A 24504-nucleotide genomic window follows, 5' to 3' on the forward strand; every position below is an offset into this window, starting at 1 on the left:
ATTGTGAAAAGGATAAAAGCGACCAAATGGGTCGTTTTCTTAAATATAGGTGAAATTCATAACAACTGGAGATAAAATCAGTATTGAAAAATAATTTTCTAATGACAGCTGTTCGCTCATGGCGGCCTGTCAGGAGAAGTTCAAACCTATTCATAGAAACTACAAGAACAAATATTAGCTGCAACAATTAATGCTAGCTGAAGAGTTACTATTTCAATTTGCTCTAAATTTCAGACAAAAAAAGAGCCGCATAATGCGGCTCTTTTAGTTACAACTTAAGATTAAACTGTTTTTGCCATCGGTGCGCTTGCTTTACCAACTGGGTTAATGCTACCCGGTTGCATACTGCTTGCACTTGGCACTTGGCGCTCACTGTGTGGCATTGCTAATGGCATTTCAAAACCTTCAGTCATTGCGCCACCAGACGCTTTTGTCATTGGCGCACTTGCATGGCGATAAGCTACGCCGTTTGTCGCAGGTGCTGTGTTTGTTTCAGTTTGAGCAGCAACCGCTGCAGCACTTGGTGTTTCAACCGTCGTCGTTTCTGCTTGTTGCGTTTCAACAACGTGTTCAGCAACTGGAGCGACAGCTTCAAGGTTTTCACCGTTAGCATCTTCAACTACTTCAGCTTTTACTTCAGATTGCGTTTGTTCAACTTTTGGAGCTTCTTCAGCTTTAGTTGGTTCAACGACAACCTCAGCTGCTTCAGTTTCTGCTACCTTTGTTTCAACAATCGGTGCTTCAACAGCTTCGGTTTTAGTCTCTTGCACTTCAGCTGCTGCAACTGAATCAACTTCCACTTCTGCCATTGCTTGATCAGCAACTGGTACAAAGCCTGGTGACTCTGTTGTCTCAAGTTCAATATCAGACTTAGTTTCGCTTGGCTTTTTACGACGCTGACCGGCTGCACGTAAATGGCGCGGCGAACGGCGAGAGCGAGTACGCGTCTCTTTTTCGTCGTCGTTTTGTGATTCAGCGCTTTCAGTCGCGGCTTTTGGCTCACTAACTAGTTCTACAGGTTCATTGGCTACGTCGTTAGCAACAACCTGTTGCTCGGTAACTTCATGTGTTTTTTGCTCTGCAACCGGCGCGTCAGCGTTTGTTTCTGAAGCCGCTACAAGATCAGCGTTTTCTACTTCTTCAGTCACTTTTGCTGGCTTTTTCGCTTTTACAGGCTTAGAACGCTGTGGCTTTTGCTTTTCAACCGGAGCTGTATTTTCAATTACAGGCGCTTGCGTTTCTGTATTTGTCTCTAACGCTTCATTGGTTTTCTCAATGCGCACTTTTTTACGCATATTGCGACGTTGACGACGCTCTTTTACTTTAACCGGCTGTTGTTGATTTGCTTCCACCTCAACAGGCTTTTGTTCTTTCTCAACCTTGTTAGCGTTTGAGCGGTTGTTACGGCGGCGACGATTGTTGTTCTCTTTTGAGTTACGTTTTTCATCGCGCTGTTCGCGTTGCTCTTTTTGCTCACCAGCAGCTTGCTTATTACGGTTGTTCGGTTTGCGCTGATTGCGACGTCGATTGTCGTTACCACGTTGGTTATTACGACGACCACCGCGCTTTTGTACCGGCTTTTCTGGTTCTTCAGAAGCAAACAGGCTACCAAACCACTTAGCGATCTTAGCGAATAAGCCTTCTTTTACTTCTTTTTTAACTGGCGCAGGTTCGCTTGGTACAACAACACCTTGTAGTACTGGTTGCTCTTTAACCGCTTTTTCAGCGTGAACAATGGCATCCGTTTTTACTTCAGGTGCTTGAACTTGGTCAAAGCTTACCGTTTCAATCGTTTCATCTTTCTTTAAACGCAATACTTCGTAGTGTGGTGTCTCTAAATGTGGATTTGGAATAATCACGACATGACAGCCGTGGCGTTTTTCAATACGGCGCACGCTCTTGCGTTTTTCGTTTAGCAAGTAAGTTGCTACTGGCACAGGTACTTGTGCATTTACTTGTGACGTATTGTCTTTAATCGCTTCTTCTTCTAGTAGACGAAGAATCGATAATGCAAGTGATTCGTTTGAGCGTACAGTACCTTGGCCGTTACAACGAGGGCAGGTGCCTTGGCTTGCTTCACCCAGTGATGGACGAAGACGCTGACGCGACATTTCAAGTAAACCGAAACGTGAAATCTTACCAATTTGTACACGTGCGCGGTCTGGTTTAACTGCTTCTTTTAATTTGTTCTCAACAGCGCGTTGGTGACGCGGCGGTGTCATATCAATAAAATCGATAACAACTAGGCCACCTAAATCACGTAAGCGAAGTTGGCGCGCAATTTCATCTGCTGCTTCTAAGTTAGTGTTTAGTGCCGTTTCTTCAATATCGCCGCCTTTTGTTGCTTTAGACGAGTTGATATCAATTGATGTTAACGCTTCAGTTGGGTCAATAACGATTGAGCCACCTGACGGTAAACGTACTTCACGTTGGAATGCAGATTCAATTTGGCTTTCAATCTGATAATGGGTAAACAGTGGCGCATCACCTGTGTAAAGTTTTACACGGTTAATGAAGTCTGGGCGAAAACGTTCAATGTGTGCTTTTGCTTCATCGAATACGCGCTGTTTATCAATTAAAATCTCGCCAATATCACGACGCAAATAATCACGAATAGCACGGAAAATTACATTGCTTTCTTGGTGGATTAAAAATGGTGCAGGGCCGCTTTCTGACGCTTTTTTGATAGCATCCCAATGTACAAGCAGGGCGCGTAAATCGTATTCAAGTTCTTCGAAAGATTTACCAACGCCAGCTGTACGTACAATTAAGCCCATGCCTTTTGGTAATTCTAAACGAGACAGCGCTTCTTTTAGCTCTGTACGCTCATCACCTTCGATACGACGAGAAATACCGCCAGCACGTGGATTGTTTGGCATTAATACTAGGTAGCTACCTGCAACGCTAATAAAGGTAGTCAGTGCTGCACCTTTTTGGCCGCGCTCTTCTTTATCAACTTGTACAATTACTTCTTGGCCTTCTTTTACAACATCTTTGATGTTTGGGCGACCGTTGAAAGTGTAACCTTCAGGGAAGTAACTGCGGGCAATTTCTTTAAGAGGGAGGAAACCGTGACGCTCAGCGCCGTAGTCGACAAAAGCAGCTTCTAGAGATGGTTCTACGCGAGTAATTTTACCCTTATAGATATTTGCTTTTTTTTGTTCATGGCCAGGGCTTTCGATATCTAGATCATATAAGCGCTGTCCATCAACCAGTGCAACGCGCATTTCTTCTTGTTGCGTTGCATTGATCAGCATACGTTTCATATTGTTAAACTCTGTAATAGTAGTAAGAGATTAACAACCAGTGTTGTTCAGACACCCACGAGTTTGTGCAGTCTCACGACTGGGCTGTCTGGGGGGAGTATAACTCCGATTTTCTGTTAAATTGCCATTCTAGGCAGGTGCTCGGTATTTGTTTCTTACCCAGCACAAAAATTCATTTAATTTTATTCTGAACGACGTTTGGTCGTAAATCTCGTATTTTATCTTTTAAAATACGTTTATTAGCTGAGTTAGATGGGGCTTTTCTGAATTACAATCTAGTACACTCATTGGTTCAGGGGGCCGCTACATGCGCTTTAAGATCGTTAAAAGCTTTAGAAAGCTGTCATAGACCTGTATGATCTGCGTCTTAAAGCGTGTTTCATCGTTAGCTTTGGCTAATAAAACACCAAATTGACACGTGAAGCGTGAATTTTGCTCACAAAAGGTCAATTTCAAGCGCGATTATCCCATTAAATATGGACGCTTCGCAACTAAATTATTACTCAAATCAGTGATTAGGCAATGTCAGAACAGCAAAAAAATCAGGTCCAATTTGTTGACATCGATGAAGGCAACCATGGGCAACGAATTGATAACTTTTTAATTACTGCTTTAAAAGGGGTGCCAAAAAGTGCAATTTACCGAATTTTGCGTAAAGGCGAAGTGCGCGTAAATAAAAAACGCATTAAGCCAGTTTATAAGCTTCAAGCGGGTGATGTGGTACGTATTCCGCCAGTTAAAGTGGCTGAGAAGCAAGAGTTTGTACCTAAAAACTTAGATAAAATTGCAAAGCTTGAAGACGCAATTTTATTTGAAGATAAATACCTTATGGTACTAAATAAGCCATCTGGTATGGCTGTTCATGGAGGCAGTGGCTTAAGTTATGGCTTAATCGAAGCACTGCGTAGCATTCGTCCAGATGAACGTAATCTTGAACTGGTTCATCGACTAGACCGCGATACGTCAGGCTGTTTACTCGTTTCTAAAAAGCGTTCGGTATTACGTGGGTTACATGAACAACTGCGTGAAAAAACCATGGAAAAAAATTACTGGGCACTGGTTACAGGTAGCTGGGCAAGCAAAATCAAGAATGTTACTGAGCCACTTCGTAAAAATACCTTGCAGTCGGGTGAGCGAGTAGTGCGCGTAGACGAGGCAGAAGGCAAGCCGAGCCAAACCCGTTTTCGTGTTTTAGAGCGTTTTGGTCAATTTGCGACGTTAGTGCAAGCGTCACCAGTAACGGGTAGAACCCATCAAATTCGTGTACATACGCAATGTAAAGGTCACCCAATTGCTTGCGATGACAAATATGGTGTTGCTGAGTTTGATAGCGAAATGAAGAAAAAAGGCTTAAATCGCCTATTTTTACACGCACATGACCTTACCTTTATTCACCCTAAAACAGAAGAGTCGATGCGAGTAGAAGCGCCATTGGATAATCAGTTAAAGAACTGCATCAAAACACTACGTGAAGAAGCATAGATGACAGCGAAAGAACTTATCATTTTTGATTGGGACGGTACCATTATGGATACCGTGCCAAAAATTGTGAATACGGTAAAGCTTGTTGCAGATCGTCACCAGTTAACAAGGCCAAGTGATGATGCTATTCGTCAAATTATTGGTCTTAGTTTAGAGGTCGCAATTGAAAAGCTTTTTAATGAACCAAGTGCAACGTTTGAATTAGCGCAATCATATAAAGAGGTGTATGTGTCAGAAGACGATACGCCATCGACGTTGTTTCCCCATGTGTTTGAATGTTTAACAGCATTAAAAAACAAAGGTTATACATTGGCTGTAGCGACGGGCAAAAGTCGCAAAGGACTTGATCGTTTAATGCACGAAACTCAGCTAAGTTCATTTTTTAAAGCCACACGTACCGCTTGTGAGTGCGCCTCTAAACCATCACCAGAAATGATTTTAGAAATTTGTAGCGAACTTAATATAGCTCCTAATAAGGCCGTGATGATAGGCGATACCAGCATGGACTTGGCAATGGCTCAAAATGCCAAGGTAGCCTCTATTGGTGTTAGCTTTGGCGCACACCCGGTTTCTCAATTAGAGCCTTATGCGCCAGTCGCGATCATCGATCAGTTCGAGCAGCTAGTCGATTTATTTTAAATCCAGTGGGTCAATACCAATTTGTGCAAGCAGGTTGGTTAGCTTAATTAACGGCAGACCCACAAGGGAATTGGGATCCTCACCTAAGATCTTATCAAATAACACAATACCTAACCCCTCCGATTTAAAGCTGCCCGCGCAGTTCAGTGGCTGTTCTTTATCTATGTATTGTTCAATTTGAGCTTGGCGCAAGGTTTTAAAGTACACATCGGTGGTGTCGTGAGTTACTAAGGTGTTATTAGTTGCAATATCAAGCACGGCAAGTGAGGTGATAAAACGCACTTTATTACCTGAAAATAACGAAAGTTGCTTAATTGCGTTATCGCGCGTATGTGGTTTTCCGAGTATTTGCCCTTTGTTATTTGGCGTTTCAAATACGGCAACTTGATCAGAACCAATCACCACACCTTGTTGATAAAATTGAAGCGCTGTTTTGGCTTTTTCAAGCGCTAATCGCTCAACCAATTCAATCACATTTTCATTGGCTTTTGGCGATTCATCAATATTAGGTGAAAAGCTCTCAAATACCGGTAAAATTTTTTCTAAAATTGATTTTCGAAACGGCGAACTTGACGCTAAAATAAACGGGGTTTTCATGATAATTTTCATCGAATACTTACTTTTTGCGCAGAATAGGATTCAATTGCGCTAAATGCAAAGGAAAGTTGAATTTTATTTTGACTCTAAGTCTAACAATCTATATGATGCAGCCCCTATGCAAAAGGTGAAGATTCCGATCACGCTTGATCCTATACGAACCGCACAAAAACAGGTCACTTATGACGGTATTGTGTTGTTCGAGCAACTTCCTCGATTACTCGATGTAGTTGTACGGAACGAGGGTGAGGTCGAAGTTAAGATTCATTTCAGAAAAGACGAACAGGGAATTAGTGTTGTTGAAGGCCATGCCAACGCCAACATTACAACTATTTGTCAGCGCTGTAATGAAGAGTTAGGGTTGGATTTGGAACTAGACTTTGCTTATTCGCCAATAGGTATAGGTAAGTCATCTGAGCATCTACCGTCATGTTATGATGTGGTAGAGATGGATGAGGAAGGTGAAATTAATTTACATCAACTTGTTGAAGATGAATTAATGTTAGCCATCCCAATAGTACCGATGCATGAAGAGTCTCATTGCAGATTTTCAGAAAAGCCTTTGAGCTTTGGTGAAATAGAAGCAGAAGATGACAAACCAAATCCATTTGAAATTTTGAAACAACTTAAGAAAGATTCTTAGGAGATAAGGCAATGGCTGTACAAAAAAGCAAGAAGTCTCGCTCTAAGCGTGGTATGCGTCGTTCACACGATGCGATCAATGGTCCAACTCTAACAGTTGATCCAGTATCAGGTGAAACGCACCGTCGTCACCACGTAACTGCAGACGGTTACTACAAAGGCGAAAAAGTAGTTTCTTAATAGAGCTATTTTGATGTCTAATCTAACCATAGCGTTAGATATAATGGGGGGCGATTACGGCCCCCGTTCTTCGTTGCCTGCAGCAATTGAAGCTGTAAACTCGCACGATAATATCACCCTGATATTATGCGGTAACGAAACCCTCATTCGCACAGAGCTTGAAAAGCTCGACGCTTTGCAACACCCTCGATTACAGATTAAACATTGTAGCGAAGTCGTTAATAACGACGATAAGCCATCCACAGCGTTACGCTGTAAAAAAGATTCCTCAATGCGAAAAGCCCTTGATTTAGTTAAATCAGGAGAAGCACAAGCATGTGTGTCTGCCGGTAATACTGGTGCACTGTTTGCAATGGCGTATTGCATCTTGAAAATGCTGCCGGGCATTAGTCGACCTGCATTAATCAGTTCGGTTCCAACTGAAAAACCTAAACCAGTTTATTTATTGGATTTAGGGGCTAATGTTACTGCGGATCCAGAAACATTGTTTGATTTTGCCGTAATGGGCAGTGTGGTTGCCGAACAATCGCAAGGCATTGAAAACCCGACTGTAGGTTTACTCAATATCGGCGCAGAAGATATTAAAGGGCATGAAGATATTAAGCGCGCGTCGGAGTTGTTTGAACAATCAAATGCACTTAACTACATCGGTTATTGTGAAGGCACCGACATTTTTAAAGGCAAGGCCGATGTTATTGTATGTGATGGCTTTGTTGGCAATATTGCATTAAAAACCTGTGAGGGTATTGCCAAAATGATCATTCATAAACTCAATAAAACCCTCAAAAAAAGCATTTTTTACCGCGCCGCAGCACTTTTAATGTTTCCAGTGCTAAAAAAACTCTATAAAAAGATGAACCCCGACCAGTATAACGGTGCAAGTTTGGTAGGATTACGCGGTATTGTGGTTAAAAGTCACGGTAATGCAAAATCGCCGGCATTTTTGGCGGCGATAAATGAAGCCGTGCGGGAGGTTGAAAAGCAACTTCCTGAGAAAATAGCAGCACGATTTGCTGCGCTGAAAGGGCAACAACTCGCGTTGGACAATGAGGAAAATGATCCACTTTGTTCACCGTGCAATAAATAGCGGCACTTTCACCACCAAAAGAATTTTATAACCAGCAAATGCTGGTTTTGTTTTGTTATAGAAGAAGAAACTATGTCAAATAACACAGCGATTTTATTTCCAGGCCAAGGTTCACAAACTGTGGGCATGCTGGCTGAACTACTTGCAGAATCAGATGTTGTTAAAGCAACCTTTGCCGAGGCAAGTGATGCACTTGGTTACGATTTAGCAGCACTTGTGCTTAATGGTCCAGCAGAATCATTAAATGAAACGCACCGTACTCAACCTGCGTTATTAACGTCAAGTGTGGCTATTTATCGTCACTTTATTGAAGCAGGTGGCGAAAAGCCAAGTGCAATGGCTGGTCACAGCTTAGGTGAATACTCAGCATTAGTTTGTGCTGGCGTTATTTCACTTTCAGAAGCAGTAAAGCTTGTTGAAAAACGTGGCCTTTATATGCAAGAAGCAGTACCAGCGGGTACTGGCGCAATGTACGCAATTATTGGTCTAGCCGATGATGCAATTGCAAAAGCATGTGAAGATGCAGCGCAAGGCGAAGTAGTATCGCCAGTAAACTTTAATTCACCTGGTCAAGTTGTTATCGCTGGTCAAAAAGCAGCAGTAGAGCGTGCAGGGGAACTGTGTAAAGAAGCAGGTGCAAAGCGTGCATTGCCGCTAGCTGTAAGCGTGCCGTCACACTGTGCGTTAATGAAGCCAGCAGCTGATAAATTAGCGGCTGATTTAGAAGCGATTACATTTAATACACCTGAAATCTCGGTGATTAATAATGTTGACGTGGCTACTGAAACTGCAAGCGAAGCAATTAAAGATGCATTAGTACGTCAACTTTACAGCCCAGTTCGTTGGACTGAAACAGTACAAAAATTAGCGCAAGATGGCTTAACAACGACTTATGAGTTTGGTCCAGGTAAAGTATTAACAGGTCTTGCAAAACGTATTGATAAATCGGTAAGTTGCGCTGCAGTTAACGATTTAAACACTCTTTCTAGCGTTTTAGACGCATAATTTACGGAAAATTTTATGAGTAACTTATTCTCTTTAGAAGGCAAAGTAGTACTAGTAACCGGTGCAAGCCGTGGTATTGGTAAATCAATTGCTGAAACACTGGTATCGCTAGGTGCTAAAGTTGCAGGCACTGCAACAAGCGAAAGTGGTGCGGGTAAAATCAGTGATTACTTAGGTGAAAACGGTAAAGGTTATGCACTTAACGTAACAGACGCTGAGTCAATTGAAGCGACATTAGCGGCTGTAAAAGCTGACTTAGGCGATATTGATGTATTAGTAAATAATGCGGGTATTACTCGTGACAACCTACTTATGCGTATGAAAGACAGCGAGTGGGATGACATTATCGACACTAACTTATCATCAATCTTCCGTTTATCAAAAGCGGTATTACGTCCAATGATGAAAAAGAAAAATGGCCGTATTATCAATATTGGTTCAGTGGTTGGCACTATGGGTAATGCAGGTCAAGCTAACTATGCAGCGGCAAAAGCGGGCGTAATCGGTTTTTCTAAATCTATGGCGCGTGAAGTGGCTTCTCGTGGCATTACAGTTAACGTAGTAGCGCCTGGTTTTATCCAAACAGATATGACTGACGAGCTAACAGATGACCAAAAAGCAGCAACGCTTGCTAACGTGCCTGCAAACCGTTTAGGTCAACCGAACGAAATTGCAGCAGCAGTGGCTTATTTAGCATCTGACGCGGCTGCATACGTAACCGGCGAAACATTACATGTAAACGGCGGTATGTACATGATCTAAGTCGTCACGCAATCGTAATTTCGGCGAAATAGTGAAATTTAGGGTTGAAATTGCGGTGAAAGTAGGCGATAAAAGGTTAGTTTTAGATTTATGAGGTTCGACCAGATAATAAAAATCGAAATGAATCTTGAATCATAAAATTTTGCAGCGTAAACTACGCCGCAATCTGAAAAATAACGCAAAAGCGTTTTTTAATTAAGGAAACAAGAATGAGCAACATCCAAGAACGTGTTCAAAAAATCATCGTAGAGCAACTAGGTGTTCAAGAAGAAGAAGTAAAAGCAGAAGCATCATTTGTTGATGATTTAGGCGCTGATTCACTAGACACTGTAGAACTAGTAATGGCTCTAGAAGAAGAGTTTGACACTGAGATCCCAGACGAAGAAGCTGAGAAGATCACTACAGTTCAAGCAGCTATCGATTACGTTACTGCTCACGCTGAGTAATTAAAGCATAGACATTAAAGGCAGCATTCCAGCTGCCTTTAGTTTTTCAAAAGCCCTCATTAGGGCTTTTGTATTATCTGCACCTAATATATTTTGGAGATGACTGTGGCTAAACGTCGAGTAGTGGTTACTGGCCTAGGTATGTTAACCCCACTAGGTAATGATGTTGATTCAACATGGCAAGGTTTATTAGCGGGTCAAAGTGGCATTGGTTTAATCGACCATTTTGATACGTCTGATTTTGGTACTAAATTCGCGGGTCTTGTAAAAGATTTTGACCCAACACTTTATATGGCGAAAAAAGATACCAAAAAAATGGATTTATTCATTCAATACGGTATTGCTGCTGGTGTACAAGCATTTAAAGATTCAGGTTTAGAAGTAACTGAAGAAAATGCTGAGCGCATTGGTGTCGCTGTGGGTTCAGGTATTGGTGGTCTAACACTTATCGAAGAAAACCATGTTAAATTACTTAACAGTGGCCCTCGCAAATTATCACCGTTTTACGTGCCTTCAACCATTATCAATATGATTTCAGGTCATTTATCGATTATGCACGGCCTAAAAGGTCCAAATATTTCGATTGTTACGGCATGTACGACAGGTCTTCACAATATTGGTCATGCAGCACGTATGATCGCCTACGGTGATGCAGATGCAATGGTTGCAGGTGGTGCAGAAAAAGCATCAACACCAATCGGTATGGGCGGTTTTAGCTCAGCACGCGCGCTTTCAACACGCAACGATGATCCACAAGCGGCATCGCGTCCGTGGGATAAAGACCGTGACGGTTTCGTACTTGCAGACGGTGCAGGTGTAATCGTACTAGAAGAATACGAACACGCAAAAGCGCGTGGCGCAAAAATTTATGCTGAGCTTGTAGGCTTTGGTATGAGTGGCGATGCGTATCACATGACGTCTCCACCAGAAGACGGTGCAGGCGCGGCGTTAGCGATGAAAAACGCACTAAATGACGCAGGCCTCAATGCTGAGCAAGTGGGTTACATCAATGCACACGGTACATCAACGCCGGCAGGTGATATTGCTGAAACCAACGCGGTTAAGTCTATTTATGGCGCAGCAGCAAGTGATGTGCTAGTTAGCTCGACTAAATCAATGATGGGTCACCTACTTGGTGCTGCAGGTTCTGTTGAATCAATCGTAACGATTTTATCGCTGCGTGACCAAAAAGTAACACCAACAATCAACCTTGATAACCCAAGTGAAGGTTGTGATTTAGATTACGTTGCACACACAGCACGCGATGCGAAATTGGATTACGCGCTGTGTAATTCATTTGGCTTCGGTGGAACTAATGGCTCTTTATTATTTAAGAAGATATAATCGTTAGCAGAAATCGAATTGCGAATAAAAGCCTAGGATTTCCTAGGCTTTTTTGTGTGTATGGATATAACAATAATAAAAAATAGCCAAACTCAAACCGTCGCCTCTAACGACCGAGCATTGCAATATGGCGATGGCTTTTTCACTACCATTAAAGTAGAAAATGGCAAACCGTGTTTGTTAGAACTGCATTTAGCACGGCTAGCGCGCTGTGTGGCGCGTTTGTATTTTGATAATGTTGATTTATCAGCCATTGAAAACCAAATAAATGCGCTTGCAAGCCTCCATTCTCTGGCTGTTATCAAAGTCATTGTCAGTCGTGGTCAGGGTGGTCGGGGTTATCAACTGCCTACCGTACAAGCGCCGCAGGTTTATATTTACACTGCTGATTTTCCCGAGAATTATTTAACGCTCAAACAACAGGGCATCGCCCTCGATACCTTATCAACGCAATTGGCAGTTAATCCTTTACTTGCAGGGTTAAAAACCCTTAACCGTTTGGAGCAGGTGTTAGCAAAGCAAGAATTACAACAAAAAGGTGTTAGTGAAGGGCTTTTGCTTAACTGTAACCATGAAGTTATTGAAACCACGGTTGCTAATATTGTGCTATTAAAAAATGGTCAGTTAATTACCCCAAAACTCGACAAATCGGGTGTATTTGGTGTTTATTTAGCGCATTTAGCGAAGCATATCGATATTAAATTTGATACTGTGTCTTTAAGCGACTGCTACAGCGCAGATAATTTATTTTGTTGTAATAGCTTAATGGGAATCGTACCAATTACACGCCTTGATACACATTACTACAGCCTTGAAAACGCACTTCAATTTTTAAACGAGCAAGCATTATGATACGAGCGTTTGCGTTTTTATTTACGACCTTAATTGCAGCGGTTGCCTTTGTGGGTATTCAGCTTAAGCAGTTACAAGCGACACAAATTAGCATTTCTGAACCAACACTTTATAAAGTAAAGGCAGGTACGGGCGTTAACGCAATGTGCCGCACATTTAAAGCAAATGGTTGGATAAACAACTGCTTTTGGCTCAAGGTATACGCCAAAATAAACCCTCAGTTAGTGGAATTAAAACAAGGCATGTACTTAATTGAGTCGCAGCCTTTTCTATCATTAATTTCAAAGATGAATAAAGGGCGCGATCATCAATTTGCGTTTACCATTGTCGAAGGCTCAACCTTTAAACAGGTATTAGCCAGCTTTAAAGATGCGCCGTATTTAGAATTGGTGTCAGAGCAATCATTACGAACTACGCTTGGCATGTGGGGCATTAATCAAACTAATCCTGAAGGGTGGTTCTACCCAGATACATATCATTATTCTGCTGGCGATAGCCAGTTAGATATTTTAAACCGCGCCTATGAAAAAATGGCTAATACCTTAGATATCGCATGGCAAACTCGCGATACCTCAGTACCACTTAAATCAAAATACGATGCACTTATTCTTGCATCGATTATTGAGAAAGAATCTGGCCACAATGCAGAGCGTGATTTAATTGCCTCGGTATTTGTAAATCGCCTTCATAAGGGCATGCGCCTACAAACCGATCCGACTGTGATTTACGGGTTAGGAGATGAATATCAAGGTGATATAAAAAAAGAGCATTTAAAACGCTACACCGATTATAATACGTATCGTATTAATGGATTGCCGCCAACACCCATTGCCATGCCATCAGAGCAGGCTATTTACGCGACTTTAAATCCACGATACTCTGATTTTTATTATTTTGTTGCATCAGGAGATGGTAAGCACCATTTTTCAAAAACATTAACTGAGCATAATGCAGCAGTTAGGAAATATATTTTAAAAAAATGAACGGTAAATTTGTTGTTATTGAAGGCCTAGAAGGGGCTGGTAAATCGTCTGCAATTGCAGTGTGTCAGCGCGTATTAAATGACGCGCAGGTTAAATTTGTTAATACCCGAGAACCCGGTGGTACACCGCTTGCTGAATCGCTGCGCAGTTTAGTGAAAGCAACGCACGAAGAAAAAGTAAGTGATGCAACTGAATTACTGTTAATGTACGCAGCACGCTCGCAATTGGTTGAAAATGTTATCAATCCTGCGCTTAATCGCGGCGACTGGGTATTAGGCGATAGACACGATTTATCATCGCAAGCATATCAAGGTGGTGGCCGAGAAATCGATAAACACAAACTTGAAGCGTTGGCGGATATTGTGTTGGGCGAGCTTAAGCCTGATTTAACCTTATACCTTGATATCGACCCAAAGATTGGATTAGCGCGCGCTGCGAATCGTGGTGAGCTAGACCGTATTGAACTTGAACAATTAAGCTTTTTTGAACGTACTCGCGAAGTGTATTTAAACGCCGCAAAAAACGATAGTTCAATTGTTACCATTGATGCCAGCTTACCAATGGAAACTGTTCACACGCACATTGAAAAAGCACTTAAGCAGTTTATTGATGGAGCGAATGCGTGATCCCAAGCTGGCTTCAACATAATTACCAACAGCTTCAGCAATTAGGGGCTACGGGGCAGCTTCACCACGGCCTATTGCTACTTGGAAAAGAGGGCGTTGGTAGTTTCGATTTGGCATATCAGCTGACGTTAGATTTATTGTGTATGTCTAACGGCACGCAAGCATGTGGGGTTTGTAAAGCATGTACCTTAAATAAAAGCCAAACAAACCCAGATTTTATGTTGGTCAGTGCTGAAAAAGATAGCATTAGCGTTGAACAAGTGCGTGCGATCAGCGACTTTTTTGTCAGCACAGCAAGCTTCCAAGGTAATAAAGTGGTTATTGTAAAAGATGCCCATGCTTTAACCTTATCAGCAAGTAATGCACTGTTAAAAACCTTAGAAGAGCCCAACGCTAATCGCTATTTGGTACTGCTAAGTGACCCCAATACGCCACTACCTGCAACAATTTTAAGCCGTTGCTTCAAAATTACGTTGACGGTAGACGCCAATCAAGCAAAACAGTTTATTGGTGATTTAGGTATTGATGCCACACAACCTTGGGTTAATGCGTTTTTACATAGGCCGTTATGTTTAAAGCAATGGCAAGAAGACGGGCAACTAAGTGCTGTTGAATCTTTGTATCATTTATCTCAGCAGCAAACGTTACAATCATGTCATAAGCAATTGCTTGAACTTTTTAACCAAAACACTGATTATATAGATATATTTGCGCAATTTTGCGCCCAAAAATTGCAAACTGAGCTACTCAGTAATACGCTTGATGTAAAACGCTATCAAGAAAAAAATCAAGCATTGCTCAGTTTTGCGCATAAGTTTAAAGAAGTTAAAGGACTTAATTTATCGTTGCAGTTAAACCAACTGTTAAAACAATTAAGTTATTTATAAATAGGACATTATTTTGCAAGAATTACTAGTCGATTTTGAAGATACACGTGAATTGTACAAGAGCTACATGCCTTATTTAAAAACAGGTGGCTTATTTGTACGCACCAATATGCAATTTGAAATGTCTCAACCATTAGCATTGCGCATTAGCTTGCCAGATGCACTTGAAGAAGATGTTATTACCGGTGAAGTCGTGTGGATCACACCACAAGGTAGCCAAAACTCAAACCCTCCGGGTGTTGGTGTGAGCTTTATCGATGATAAGAGCCAAGTGCGCGATAAAATCGAAAAAATGCTAGGCGGTATGTTAAACTCTAGCGATCCCACTTATACCATGTAGTTTATGGATTTTTTGTGATTGTAGATTCTCACTGTCATTTAGACAGACTTAATTTTGATGAGCTTGGTCTTTCTCTTGACCAAGTATTAGAAAACGCCCGCGCTAAAAGTGTAGAGCACTTTTTATGTGTGTCGGTAACCTTAGATCAATTTCCAAGTATGTTGGAAAAGGTTAAAGCGTATCCCGATGTGTCAGTTAGTTGTGGTGTACATCCGCTAGACCAAAAAGACGTACTTGATAAAGCTCGTTTAGTTGAGCTTGCAACGCACGACAAAGTAGTGGCGATTGGTGAAACAGGTCTTGATTACTACTACAGTAAAGACACGCATCAAGTACAACAAGATTCATTTGCAGGGCATATTGATGTTGCCAATGAATTAAACAAGCCGTTAATCATTCATACCCGCGATGCAAAGCAAGATACCCTTGATATTATGCGCGCCCACAACGCACAAAACTGCGGTGGCGTATTGCATTGCTTTACTGAAGATTGGGAAATGGCAAAGCAAGCGCTAGATCTAGGTTTTTATATTTCTATTTCGGGCATTGTAACCTTTAGAAACGCCGCAGCGCTTCGCGAAGTGGTAGAAAAAATTCCGCTTGACCGTTTGTTAATTGAAACGGACTCGCCTTATTTAGCGCCAGTACCGCATCGTGGTAAAACTAATCAACCTGCATATGTTGAAGATGTTGCGTACTTTATTGCGGATCTTAAAAAGTTATCGTTTAAAGAGCTTGCAAAGGCAACTACAGATAACTTTTACGACCTCTTTAAACTAGCCAAGTAAACAGGATAACTGCGTGACACTGCCTATTCTGTTAACAGGACCTATGATCCGGCGAGCAGAACCGAGACAGGTCACGTTATTTATTGTTAGTTCCCAGCAAGCGCCGTTTAAAGTGAATGCCCAGGCGCTTGGTGAATTTGAACAAACCCAACAAATTTTAGCGCTTGGCGAACACTGTTTTTGCCACTTTTACTTTCTAAATAGCACATCGACTACAGGGTTTGTGGTTGATACGCTAATTTCCTATCAATTAGAGCACAACAATGCACCCGTTGACTTGTCGGCGTTTTATCTTGATGGCCAATCATCGTGCAGCTTTGTTATTGCTAAACAGCTTAGTAGCATTTTGCATGGCTCGTGTCGTAACCCTCATCATGAATCAAAAGATGCGCTTATAACCGCAGGCCATTTCTTGGCAAGTAAACGCAAAAATAATGAGCCAGAACCAAGTTTACTGGTGATGTCGGGCGATCAGATATACGCAGATGATGTTGCGGGCCCTATGTTATTAGCGGTTGAACAGTTAATCCACCAGCTAAAGCTGTTTAAAGAGCCCAATCTGATTGAAGAACTTCAGGCTGATGCAAAACATACGCTTTATACGCGCGATACTGTTTTACCGATAACCAAATGGCATGAGCGCTCTAAACTCGAGTTTGGCTATTGGCTGCGCCAAGATTTAGAACACTTTACTAGTTTAAAATCGCATAACCACTTGGTGCATCTTGAAGAATTTTTTGCGCTTTATTTATTAACAACGAGTGCAGCGTGTTGGCAGTTGGTTGGGTTAGATGATTTAACATTCGAATCGAATAATCAAAAACACAGCAATACATTTTTACAAGAAAAACAAAACTTACTCGACTTTGTTGATGGTTTACCCGAAGTTGAAAAGCTATTTGCTAACATTTCTCATATCACCATGTTTGACGATCATGATGTTACCGATGATTGGAATTTAACGGCAGGGTGGGAGCAGGCAGTTTATTCAAATCCGATAAGCAAACGCATTATTGCTAACGGCCTGATAAGTTATTTAGTGTTCCAAGGTGTGGGTAACGATGGCGGCGAATATACCAAGGCGCTGTTAAATTCATTAGATGAGCAAATAACCACCCAGTATCGTCATTTAAAGCAATTTGATAATCAAATATTGGCATTTGATAGATGGCATTACACCCTTGATACTCACCCTAAAATTATTGCGCTCGATACCCGAACACACCGCTGGCGTAATGAAACCGATTTTAACGAACCGTCAGGTTTATTAGATTGGGAACAATTGGTCGAGCTTGACGATAATATGACAGGGCTTGAAGAGGTTATTTTAATCTCACCAGCGCCGGTATTTGGTGTTAAATCAATTGAAGCGATTCAAGCAATTTTTAACTTTTGTGGTCAGCCATTATTAGTTGATGTGGAAAACTGGATGGCCCACGAAGGGGCGGCGCGAAAATTAATGCAAATATTTAAACGCGCAGACACGCCAATTGAAACGCTTATTTTGTCAGGTGATGTGCATTATTCGTTTTGTTTTTCGGTGCAAAGCCGTTTTTCAAATCGTGATAACCGTATTTGGCAACTTACCGCCAGCGGCATTAAAAATGAATTTCCTAAATCTTTGCTCAGAAAATTAAACACATTAGATAGCATTTTGTACCATCCAAGTAGCCCGCTTAATTTCTTTACCAAACGCTGGCAAATGAAGGTGCATAAACACCGCCATAAACAATCAACAAAGCATTTAGTGAGTGATTCGGCAATTAGTTTAGTGTGTTTAGATAACGAACGGCTGACCCACTACCAGCTATTACATGGTGATGGAAACATTACAGAATTTGATCTAAAAGAGAAAAGTTAAATTAAGCCCCGATTTTAACCTTCAATACCGCTTAAAAGTTGCAAAATACGGGGCTAAAGCCAAGTTTGTTGCGCTTTTACAAACGCCCAATAAAAATCGCCTAGGACCAATCCACATTGTCCTGGGCTTAGGGGAATGGCTCATTTAATGAGCCGTGCGCTAACTTACAAACTTGATCATTTCATAGGGAGAAGTGAAAAAGTATTACTAATTGTAGTTAAATTAATCAAAAAAAGGAAATTTTTGCTCAAAAAATAAACTTATAAAAAACAATTGGTTATAAATTGTTTAAAAAATTGTTAACAAGTTTTCATTGAGTTATTCCCAAGTTATCAACCGACTATCCCGAACTAACTCACGTGGTAAGCCATTTTTGATTTTGTTCTTTTGCCATTTGCCTAAGCCAACGCAAGTATCGTTTAACAAAAGTAATACCTCGTCTTTCGCGCTAGTAACTTGTGCTAATTTAATATCTTTTCCTTGAAAGTAGTCACAAGCCTCTGAAACTGACAGTTTATGGGTGTTTTTAAGGCCTTCAGCGCCAAAGCAAGTTGCAAATTCATGGTGTAATCGAATGCCATTTTTATGCACCTTACCAAGCAAAATCCCAATGCGACTGTATTTAATTTTGTCTATTACCGAGTCTATATTGCTAGGGAACAACCAAAGCTCTTGCTCGCGTTGCCAAAGCTCGCCTGTAAGCGGTTTCATACCAAATTGCTTTTTGATTATTTGGTTAAATTGCTCGGTTGTTTTTTTATCGGCAGCAGTAAACGGAAACGCCCCTTTTTTAACTTTAGGCTCAGGCTGTGGCACATGGGATTTTTTAACAAACTTGGCAACAAAAAAACCTTCGGTATCGTAAATTTGTGGCCAAATATGTAAGTAACCTTCATCGGTTGCCGAGTCTTTCGCATTTTCAAATAGGTGATTTAGTGGCACTACCTCGATATGGTCGGCAAATGTGGTGAGTAAATATTGGCATACCGCTTGATTTTCAAGTGGCGTTAAGGTGCAGGTTGAATAAACCAAAGTACCACCGGTTTTTAACGCATAAAATGCACTTTCTATTAGGCGTTTTTGTACATCGGCAATTTCAATATTAGATTCAATAGACCAATTTTTTAATGCATTCTCGTCTTTACGGATAGTGCCTTCGCCTGAGCATGGTGCATCAAGCAGAATATGGTCAAAGCTCTGTTCCATATATTGACCAAAAATACTGGCGTCAAAATGCGAAAGGGCACAGTTGCTAATACCTAAACGCTGCATATTGGCACTTAACGACTTAATACGCGAACTCGAATATTCATTGGCAACTAATACACCTTCGCTTGAAAGGGCCTCAGCAATTTGAGTTGATTTACTGCCGGGGGCGGCTGCCATATCAAGCACACAGCAGTCACTTAAGTCGTTACCATCTAACAGGGCGGTAACAGGCATCATTGAGCTGGCTTCTTGCACGTAAATACAACCAGATAAGTGAATATCGGTATTACCCAGCGAAAGTGATTGTTGGTGTTCAGGGCGTTCTAGCCAAAAGCCATTTTCACACCATGGCACTTGCGTTATTTGCCAGTCGTTTTGTTGCGCGTACTGTTTAAAACTGTCGACTGACATTTTTTTGGTATTTACGCGAACGGCCGTTCTAAGTGGCTTCTTACATGAGGCGAGGTAATCATCTATTGAAAGGTGATTTGGAATATAGCTTTCAACATCATCAATAAACGTTTGTGGAATATAAATATTAGAATGCACTTTTTATCTGCCATGTAAGGGTAATTGCGACAATAATACAGGAAATGTGGCACACTAAGCAGCATTCAAAATAATAATAATCTGATTATGCTTAACAAAATTTGGCTTTCATTTTTCATTATCGCGTTTGTGTCTGCACTAGCTACTTGGATTGGCGGTGACGGTCTTGTATTTGAAAGGTTGGTACAAGCTGTATTTAGTATGGCCAAAGTATCCGTTGAAATTGCTATAGGCTTAATTGGCGCGCTGTGCTTTTGGTTAGGGGTAATGAAAATTGCCGAGCGCGGCGGCATGGTAGATGTACTTGCCAAAGGCTTATCGCCACTGTTTACCCGCTTAATGCCTGGTGTACCTAAAGGTCACCCAGCGTTTGGCTCAATTACTATGAATTTAAGCGCTAATTTACTTGGTCTTGATAATGCAGCAACGCCAATGGGCATTAAAGCCATGCATGATTTACAATCGCTTAACAAAACGCCCGATACAGCAACCAATGCGCAAATACTGTTTTTAGTATTAAACACCAGCTCAGTGACGCTATTTCCGATCGCGGTATTTGTTTATCGCGCGCAGCAAGGCGCTGCCAGCCCAACCGATGTATTTATTCCCATTTTATTAGCAACCTTTGCTTCAACCTTTGTTGGTTTGCTCGTCACCTGTGCTATTCAACGAATTAAACTGTTTAATACAGTTGTGCTGCTATACCTTGGTGGGTTAGTAGCCATTGTGATGGCACTTATTTTGTATTTTATGAACTTGAGTACAGAGTTAATGCAAACCCATTCGGCAATATTCAGTAACTTTTTAATATTCGCGTTTATTATTGTGTGTTTATGTTGGGCAAGTATTAAAAAAATAGATGTATACGACAGCTTTATCACTGGTGCCAAACAAGGGTTCGAGCTATCAGTTTCATTAATACCCTATTTATTAGCCATGTTATGTGCCATTGGCGTATTTAGAGCGAGCGGGGCGCTTGATTATGTATTGGATTGGCTACGTACCTTAGTTATTACATTAGGTGGAGATACACAATTTGTAGATGCCATGCCCACCGCTTTTATGAAGCCACTTTCAGGCTCTGGCGCGCGGGCAATGATGTTAGAAACCATGAATACTCATGGTGCAGACTCATTCGCAGGGCGTTTAGCATCTACCATTCAAGGTTCAACCGAAACTACTTTTTATGTTTTAGCTGTGTATTTCGGCGCGGTAGGCATTAAGCATACCCGCCATGCGGTGGGTTGTGGCTTAGCTGCAGATTTTGCCGGTATTCTAACTGCCATTGGCGTGTGCTACTGGTTTTTTGGTTAGATCGCTTTCGTTAGGGAAGTCGAAATTGTTCGTTAAGTTCCATGACACACAAATTTAGTAAACTAACTTGGCTTGGCACTATAAAACTGATTACTGTAGCTCTATGAAATATTTTAGAAAAATGATTGAACATTATATCCCTGTCGATGATGCTGAGTGGGAAGATGCGTGTGCAATGTTTGATGTAAAACATGTTAAAAAAGGCACAAGGGTACATTGCGCAGGTGAAGTGTTCGGTGAAATCTGGTTTATAAAAAGTGGGTTAGCGAGGTCTTACCTTACTGATGTAAATGGCAAAGATCATACGTGGCAGCTCTATTTTCGCGGCAAGAGCAAACATGGCTTAAATCACTTTATGGATGACAGTGTCAGTTTTTATGAAAAAACAGGTTCAATGCTTAACTTTGAGATTCTTGAAGATTCGGTTTTTTATGTAACGTCTCTTGAAACTCTTGATAAGTTTATTGCGCAACAAAAAAAGTGGGAGACATTGGCGAGAATCTGGCTACATAACACATATTATTCATCAACATATAAGCGAGTACTTTCACTTATGTCAGAAACCGCCGCTGAAAGGTACACGCGCTTACTAGACGAATACCCGTTAATATTAAAACAAGTTAAATCCTATCATATTGCCTCATATCTCGGTGTTGCTCCCCAAACATTAAGCAAGTTAAAAAATGAATCTAGGTGAATGAATCACAGTATTTTGTTGTTTAACATTCCATTTTTAGTAATGGAGTTAAGCAATGAAGACGCAAAAAAAATTAAATCCCTATATACAAGCAAAAAATCGGCAGTTGTTGTTACGCAAATTTGATCTTGTTTTTTCTCTCTTAAGCCTCCCGGACGACGCAGTTCGCGCTGTTAATACATGGAGGTCTTTATGATTGAACTTACTAAAATCGGAGGGCTCCTAATATTTATTGGAATTGTGTTTTTTCTTATTGGTTTAATACAAGGTGCGGTAATACCTAGAGCAAAAAACTCCAGAATGGCGCTTTCAGGTCATTTAACAGCTGTTCAGTGCGGCATGGCTCTGGCAATCTTTGGTGTGATTTGGTCGCTGGTAGAGTTGCCGTTATTTATAGAGGTTGTGGTGGCTTATGGTTCTGCCCTTGGGTTTATACTTATTTGGCTTGGAATAACGATAGCCTCCCTTACAGGTGCAAGTAAAGCGCTTCCAATCGCTGGAGCAGGCTTTTCAGCAACCGTTACTTTTGAATTGGTGGTTAAGGTTATGGTACGTACAGGTTCATTACTCTCATTAATCGCTTCTACAATATTGGCTTTTGCATTAATGCCACTAATTTAATAACTGAAATATATGCATATAAAAACCATCAACCTTTTAGCTTGTTATAAAGATTACGCATAACGATATGTATAGGTGTGGCGGATTCCGACGCCGGGCAGTGATAAGAGTTATTCACTAAGTTGATGACTAGTAAATGTTTATAGCAAATGTTATAAACTGGCTTGAAGATAAACAGGCGATGTTGCGGTAGAAAAAGAGGCAACTTACCTCTTAATAAACAGTTATGCTTCAAACTTACCCAGAATACTTTACTAAAGGAATGACTATCTGAAAAATGGAAATAGACACCTCATACTGGCAACTAGATGACCCAAATTGGGTTTCTGATAGAAAAGAAAAGTGGAAAATATTCTTGGATTGGTTTGATAAAAATGATCATTGGAACCCTGATTATCCCCCCGAACAACATCGATTAGCATTAGAGCAGTATTATGAAACCGGGAAAATTGATAAAGAATTCACATGGTGGTTAGATCTAGCGATCCTTCACCCTCATATTTCTGAAATTACAGTAAACGAACTAATTCAAATGAATTTTGAAAGTGGGAATACTTCACTTAAAGGTCAGTACCTATTCTACGCTGGAAATGCATATAGCTATAAACCATTGGTCAAATTAGGGTTTCTTGAGGAAGATGATTTAAACATAATCTGTATAACATATTGCGGAAATGACTATATAGAAATGTCTAAACTTCGCGAATTCGATGCAAATGAGAAATTATGCTTGGCACTAGATAAGATGCTGATAGGCGTAGGGAATTGGTTGAAATGGTGTGACCCAAATGATAAACCGATTGAGCTCATGTTTTCTCATGTAAAGTCTATGTTGACCTTAGTGAGGCCAGAGCATATTGATAGGTTATCATTTCGTTTAAATCGAAACTTCAGAAATCTTGGACGATATAAGCAGATAAACTCTACTAATCCTGAATTACAAACAAGAGTAGCTAATGAGATGAAGGTGTTCCTTCTTTCTGATAATGTACACAAGTGCGTAAGAGAAATAGCAAGAGAACATATCAATCTAGATAAATAGGCATAACAAGGCCATGCACCAGCCCTCCGGCAGGTGATGGCGGCGTTGGTATGACTCCCACTGTCAAGTTAAACACATAGATCCTTGCCTAACTTTAAGCCATAATCTTGAACTCGAATTAGAGCGAGTTAACGCATAGGATGAAGCAAGTAATTTCGTCGGTTTTCATGCTGGTATTCGTTGATTATTACTATTTATAGTAACAGAGCAGACTTTACTTAATTCGACGTGGCACCTGTCTTCAGTCTATGTTCGTGGTTCAATGCTGCGTTAGCAGCATCGCCATCCTAACGCCGTCGGTGGTTGTGCCACACCCGATGCTTGACCCAATACATTAACTCTAATTCGTTCATATTAAGCCGGTACTCTCGATAATCTTAATTTAGGATTTATCGGAGAGAGTACAATTTGTTTTGCGATTGCCCAGATATACGCAATCATTTCACGGGCAATGGCGGTGACAACAAGGTTGTAATGCTTACCTTTGTTAATAAGCTTTTTATAACGTTTACAGAGTCTTAATTGTGCTTTCCAGGCGATATCAATAATCTGTTTTGGTAAGCCTTCTTGTCGCTTTTGCAGTTCAGTCGAGATGTTGGCAGCATGGCGGTAACTATGCGCTCCTTCGACTAACAATCGTCTTGCTCGACCATTGCCGCATTTAGTAATTGCGCCAATATGCCTTTTACCGCCACTTGAGTGTTCACTTGGTACAAGGCCGAGGTAACTCATCAGCTTACGCGGATGGTCGAAGCGGGTTAAATCGCCAAGCTCAGCGACAACGCCTGCAGCCACAAGTAAACGCACACCACGCATCGCTTGGATTGCTTTAACAACGGGGTAATAACGCCATTGATAAACATGGTGTGTTAGTTCGTTATCAAGTCGCTCTAATCGAGTAGTTCGTTCGTTTATAGTTTGTATAAACTCTTGTAACACAATGTGTTGTGCGGGGTGCGGCAAAACAAGCTCTGTGAGCCAACGTAAGTGTTTGAGAGACCAGTTTGCAGTACCCGCGTAGTTAATATTGTTGCGAAGAAGCAGTGCCTTAAGTTGGTACTTCGCATCTTTTAAATCCTTCATGGCGACTTCACGGGCACGAGACAAATCTCTGATTGATTCATCTTCAGGCTCAGGGACGTAAATAGGGGTTAAGTCTTCAGACTTAAGTAACTTAGCCAGTTTAAGGGCATCACGCTTGTCCGTTTTGACACATTCTCCTGGTTTTTTAGGAATGAGAGAAGGTGCAACGACATAACAGCAATGGCCAAGAGAAGTAATTAAG

24 protein-coding genes are annotated in these 24504 nt (G+C 41.1%); 20 read left to right on the forward strand and 4 right to left on the reverse strand.

The window, feature by feature from the left end; translation table 11 throughout:
- Positions 1-281: 281 nt before the first annotated feature.
- Positions 282-3266: a ribonuclease E gene (rne, locus tag C2M30_RS08120; protein ID WP_105171284.1), complete on the reverse strand. Its 2985-nt coding sequence runs from the start codon at positions 3264-3266 to the stop codon at positions 282-284.
- Between the two features lie 522 nt (positions 3267-3788).
- On the opposite strand from rne, the gene rluC reads away from it, so the two are divergent.
- Together rluC and C2M30_RS08130 are read left to right on the forward strand one after the other, a co-directional pair.
- The gene (rluC, locus tag C2M30_RS08125; RefSeq protein WP_010559949.1) at positions 3789-4748 is read left to right on the forward strand and encodes a 23S rRNA pseudouridine(955/2504/2580) synthase RluC; all 960 of its coding nucleotides are present in this window, start codon (positions 3789-3791) and stop codon (positions 4746-4748) included.
- On the forward strand, positions 4749-5387 hold the full coding sequence (locus C2M30_RS08130) for an HAD-IIIA family hydrolase (RefSeq protein ID WP_105171285.1): 639 nt from the start codon (positions 4749-4751) through the stop codon (positions 5385-5387). It begins immediately after the preceding gene.
- On the opposite strand, the gene C2M30_RS08135 is transcribed toward C2M30_RS08130, so the two are convergent.
- Positions 5379-5984 (reverse strand): Maf family protein, encoded by a 606-nt coding sequence (locus tag C2M30_RS08135; protein ID WP_105171648.1) that lies wholly within the window; start codon positions 5982-5984, stop codon positions 5379-5381. The genes C2M30_RS08130 and C2M30_RS08135 overlap by 9 nt on opposite strands.
- A gap of 118 nt (positions 5985-6102) precedes the next feature.
- Between C2M30_RS08135 and yceD the strand changes: the two genes are divergently transcribed.
- The 14 genes from yceD to C2M30_RS08205 all read left to right on the forward strand — a co-directional run bounded on the left by yceD (position 6103) and on the right by C2M30_RS08205 (position 17787).
- On the forward strand, positions 6103-6627 hold the full coding sequence (gene yceD / locus C2M30_RS08140; RefSeq protein WP_040641640.1) for a 23S rRNA accumulation protein YceD: 525 nt from the start codon (positions 6103-6105) through the stop codon (positions 6625-6627).
- Between the two features lie 11 nt (positions 6628-6638).
- A complete protein-coding gene (rpmF, locus tag C2M30_RS08145; RefSeq protein WP_010559953.1) occupies positions 6639-6806 on the forward strand; it encodes a 50S ribosomal protein L32 in 168 nt (55 codons plus the stop codon).
- 10 nt (positions 6807-6816) lie between these two features.
- Complete coding sequence (gene plsX, locus C2M30_RS08150) at positions 6817-7893, forward strand: phosphate acyltransferase PlsX (RefSeq protein ID WP_051320891.1); 1077 nt, start codon at positions 6817-6819, stop codon at positions 7891-7893.
- Between the two features lie 72 nt (positions 7894-7965).
- Positions 7966-8898 (forward strand): ACP S-malonyltransferase, encoded by a 933-nt coding sequence (gene fabD / locus C2M30_RS08155; protein ID WP_010559955.1) that lies wholly within the window; start codon positions 7966-7968, stop codon positions 8896-8898.
- Positions 8899-8913: 15 nt separating this feature from the next.
- Positions 8914-9660, forward strand: coding sequence for a 3-oxoacyl-ACP reductase FabG (gene fabG, locus C2M30_RS08160; RefSeq protein ID WP_010559956.1), 747 nt, complete (start codon positions 8914-8916; stop codon positions 9658-9660).
- 209 nt (positions 9661-9869) lie between these two features.
- Positions 9870-10106: an acyl carrier protein gene (gene acpP, locus C2M30_RS08165; protein ID WP_010559957.1), complete on the forward strand. Its 237-nt coding sequence runs from the start codon at positions 9870-9872 to the stop codon at positions 10104-10106.
- Between the two features lie 105 nt (positions 10107-10211).
- Entirely contained in the window at positions 10212-11450 is a 1239-nt protein-coding gene (fabF, locus tag C2M30_RS08170; RefSeq protein ID WP_054981060.1) for a beta-ketoacyl-ACP synthase II, read from the forward strand.
- A gap of 60 nt (positions 11451-11510) precedes the next feature.
- Positions 11511-12302: an aminodeoxychorismate lyase gene (pabC, locus tag C2M30_RS08175; protein ID WP_105171286.1), complete on the forward strand. Its 792-nt coding sequence runs from the start codon at positions 11511-11513 to the stop codon at positions 12300-12302.
- The gene (gene mltG / locus C2M30_RS08180; RefSeq protein WP_105171287.1) at positions 12299-13285 is read left to right on the forward strand and encodes an endolytic transglycosylase MltG; all 987 of its coding nucleotides are present in this window, start codon (positions 12299-12301) and stop codon (positions 13283-13285) included. Before pabC ends, mltG begins: the two co-directional genes overlap by 4 nt.
- On the forward strand, positions 13282-13911 hold the full coding sequence (gene tmk / locus C2M30_RS08185) for a dTMP kinase (protein ID WP_105171288.1): 630 nt from the start codon (positions 13282-13284) through the stop codon (positions 13909-13911). Before mltG ends, tmk begins: the two co-directional genes overlap by 4 nt.
- Positions 13908-14798: a hypothetical protein gene (locus tag C2M30_RS08190; RefSeq protein WP_105171289.1), complete on the forward strand. Its 891-nt coding sequence runs from the start codon at positions 13908-13910 to the stop codon at positions 14796-14798. The genes tmk and C2M30_RS08190 overlap by 4 nt, the downstream gene beginning before the upstream one ends.
- Before the next feature lie 13 nt (positions 14799-14811).
- On the forward strand, positions 14812-15138 hold the full coding sequence (locus C2M30_RS08195; RefSeq protein ID WP_010559963.1) for a PilZ domain-containing protein: 327 nt from the start codon (positions 14812-14814) through the stop codon (positions 15136-15138).
- A gap of 14 nt (positions 15139-15152) precedes the next feature.
- On the forward strand, positions 15153-15926 hold the full coding sequence (locus C2M30_RS08200) for a TatD family hydrolase (protein ID WP_010559964.1): 774 nt from the start codon (positions 15153-15155) through the stop codon (positions 15924-15926).
- Between the two features lie 43 nt (positions 15927-15969).
- Positions 15970-17787, forward strand: coding sequence for a metallophosphatase (locus C2M30_RS08205; protein ID WP_199775881.1), 1818 nt, complete (start codon positions 15970-15972; stop codon positions 17785-17787).
- A gap of 318 nt (positions 17788-18105) precedes the next feature.
- On the opposite strand, the gene rsmF is transcribed toward C2M30_RS08205, so the two are convergent.
- Complete coding sequence (rsmF, locus tag C2M30_RS08210) at positions 18106-19545, reverse strand: 16S rRNA (cytosine(1407)-C(5))-methyltransferase RsmF (protein WP_105171291.1); 1440 nt, start codon at positions 19543-19545, stop codon at positions 18106-18108.
- Between the two features lie 87 nt (positions 19546-19632).
- On the opposite strand from rsmF, the gene C2M30_RS08215 reads away from it, so the two are divergent.
- The 4 genes from C2M30_RS08215 to C2M30_RS08230 all read left to right on the forward strand — a co-directional run bounded on the left by C2M30_RS08215 (position 19633) and on the right by C2M30_RS08230 (position 23219).
- On the forward strand, positions 19633-20859 hold the full coding sequence (locus tag C2M30_RS08215) for a nucleoside recognition domain-containing protein (protein WP_105171292.1): 1227 nt from the start codon (positions 19633-19635) through the stop codon (positions 20857-20859).
- A gap of 103 nt (positions 20860-20962) precedes the next feature.
- Positions 20963-21556 carry a Crp/Fnr family transcriptional regulator gene (locus tag C2M30_RS08220; RefSeq protein WP_105171293.1) on the forward strand — a complete coding sequence of 198 codons (594 nt, stop codon included), beginning with the start codon at positions 20963-20965 and terminating at the stop codon, positions 21554-21556.
- A gap of 192 nt (positions 21557-21748) precedes the next feature.
- Positions 21749-22177 (forward strand): hydrogenase, encoded by a 429-nt coding sequence (locus C2M30_RS08225; RefSeq protein WP_105171294.1) that lies wholly within the window; start codon positions 21749-21751, stop codon positions 22175-22177.
- Positions 22178-22454: 277 nt separating this feature from the next.
- The gene (locus C2M30_RS08230) at positions 22455-23219 is read left to right on the forward strand and encodes a hypothetical protein (RefSeq protein WP_105171295.1); all 765 of its coding nucleotides are present in this window, start codon (positions 22455-22457) and stop codon (positions 23217-23219) included.
- A 354-nt stretch (positions 23220-23573) separates the two neighbouring features.
- On the opposite strand, the gene C2M30_RS08235 is transcribed toward C2M30_RS08230, so the two are convergent.
- Positions 23574-24504: IS110 family transposase (locus C2M30_RS08235; RefSeq protein WP_105171296.1), on the reverse strand; the 931-nt coding region annotated here is incomplete at its 5' end.

It is taken from the genome of Pseudoalteromonas sp. T1lg24, from assembly GCF_002964745.1.
Classification (GTDB): Bacteria; Pseudomonadota; Gammaproteobacteria; order Enterobacterales; family Alteromonadaceae; genus Pseudoalteromonas; species Pseudoalteromonas spongiae.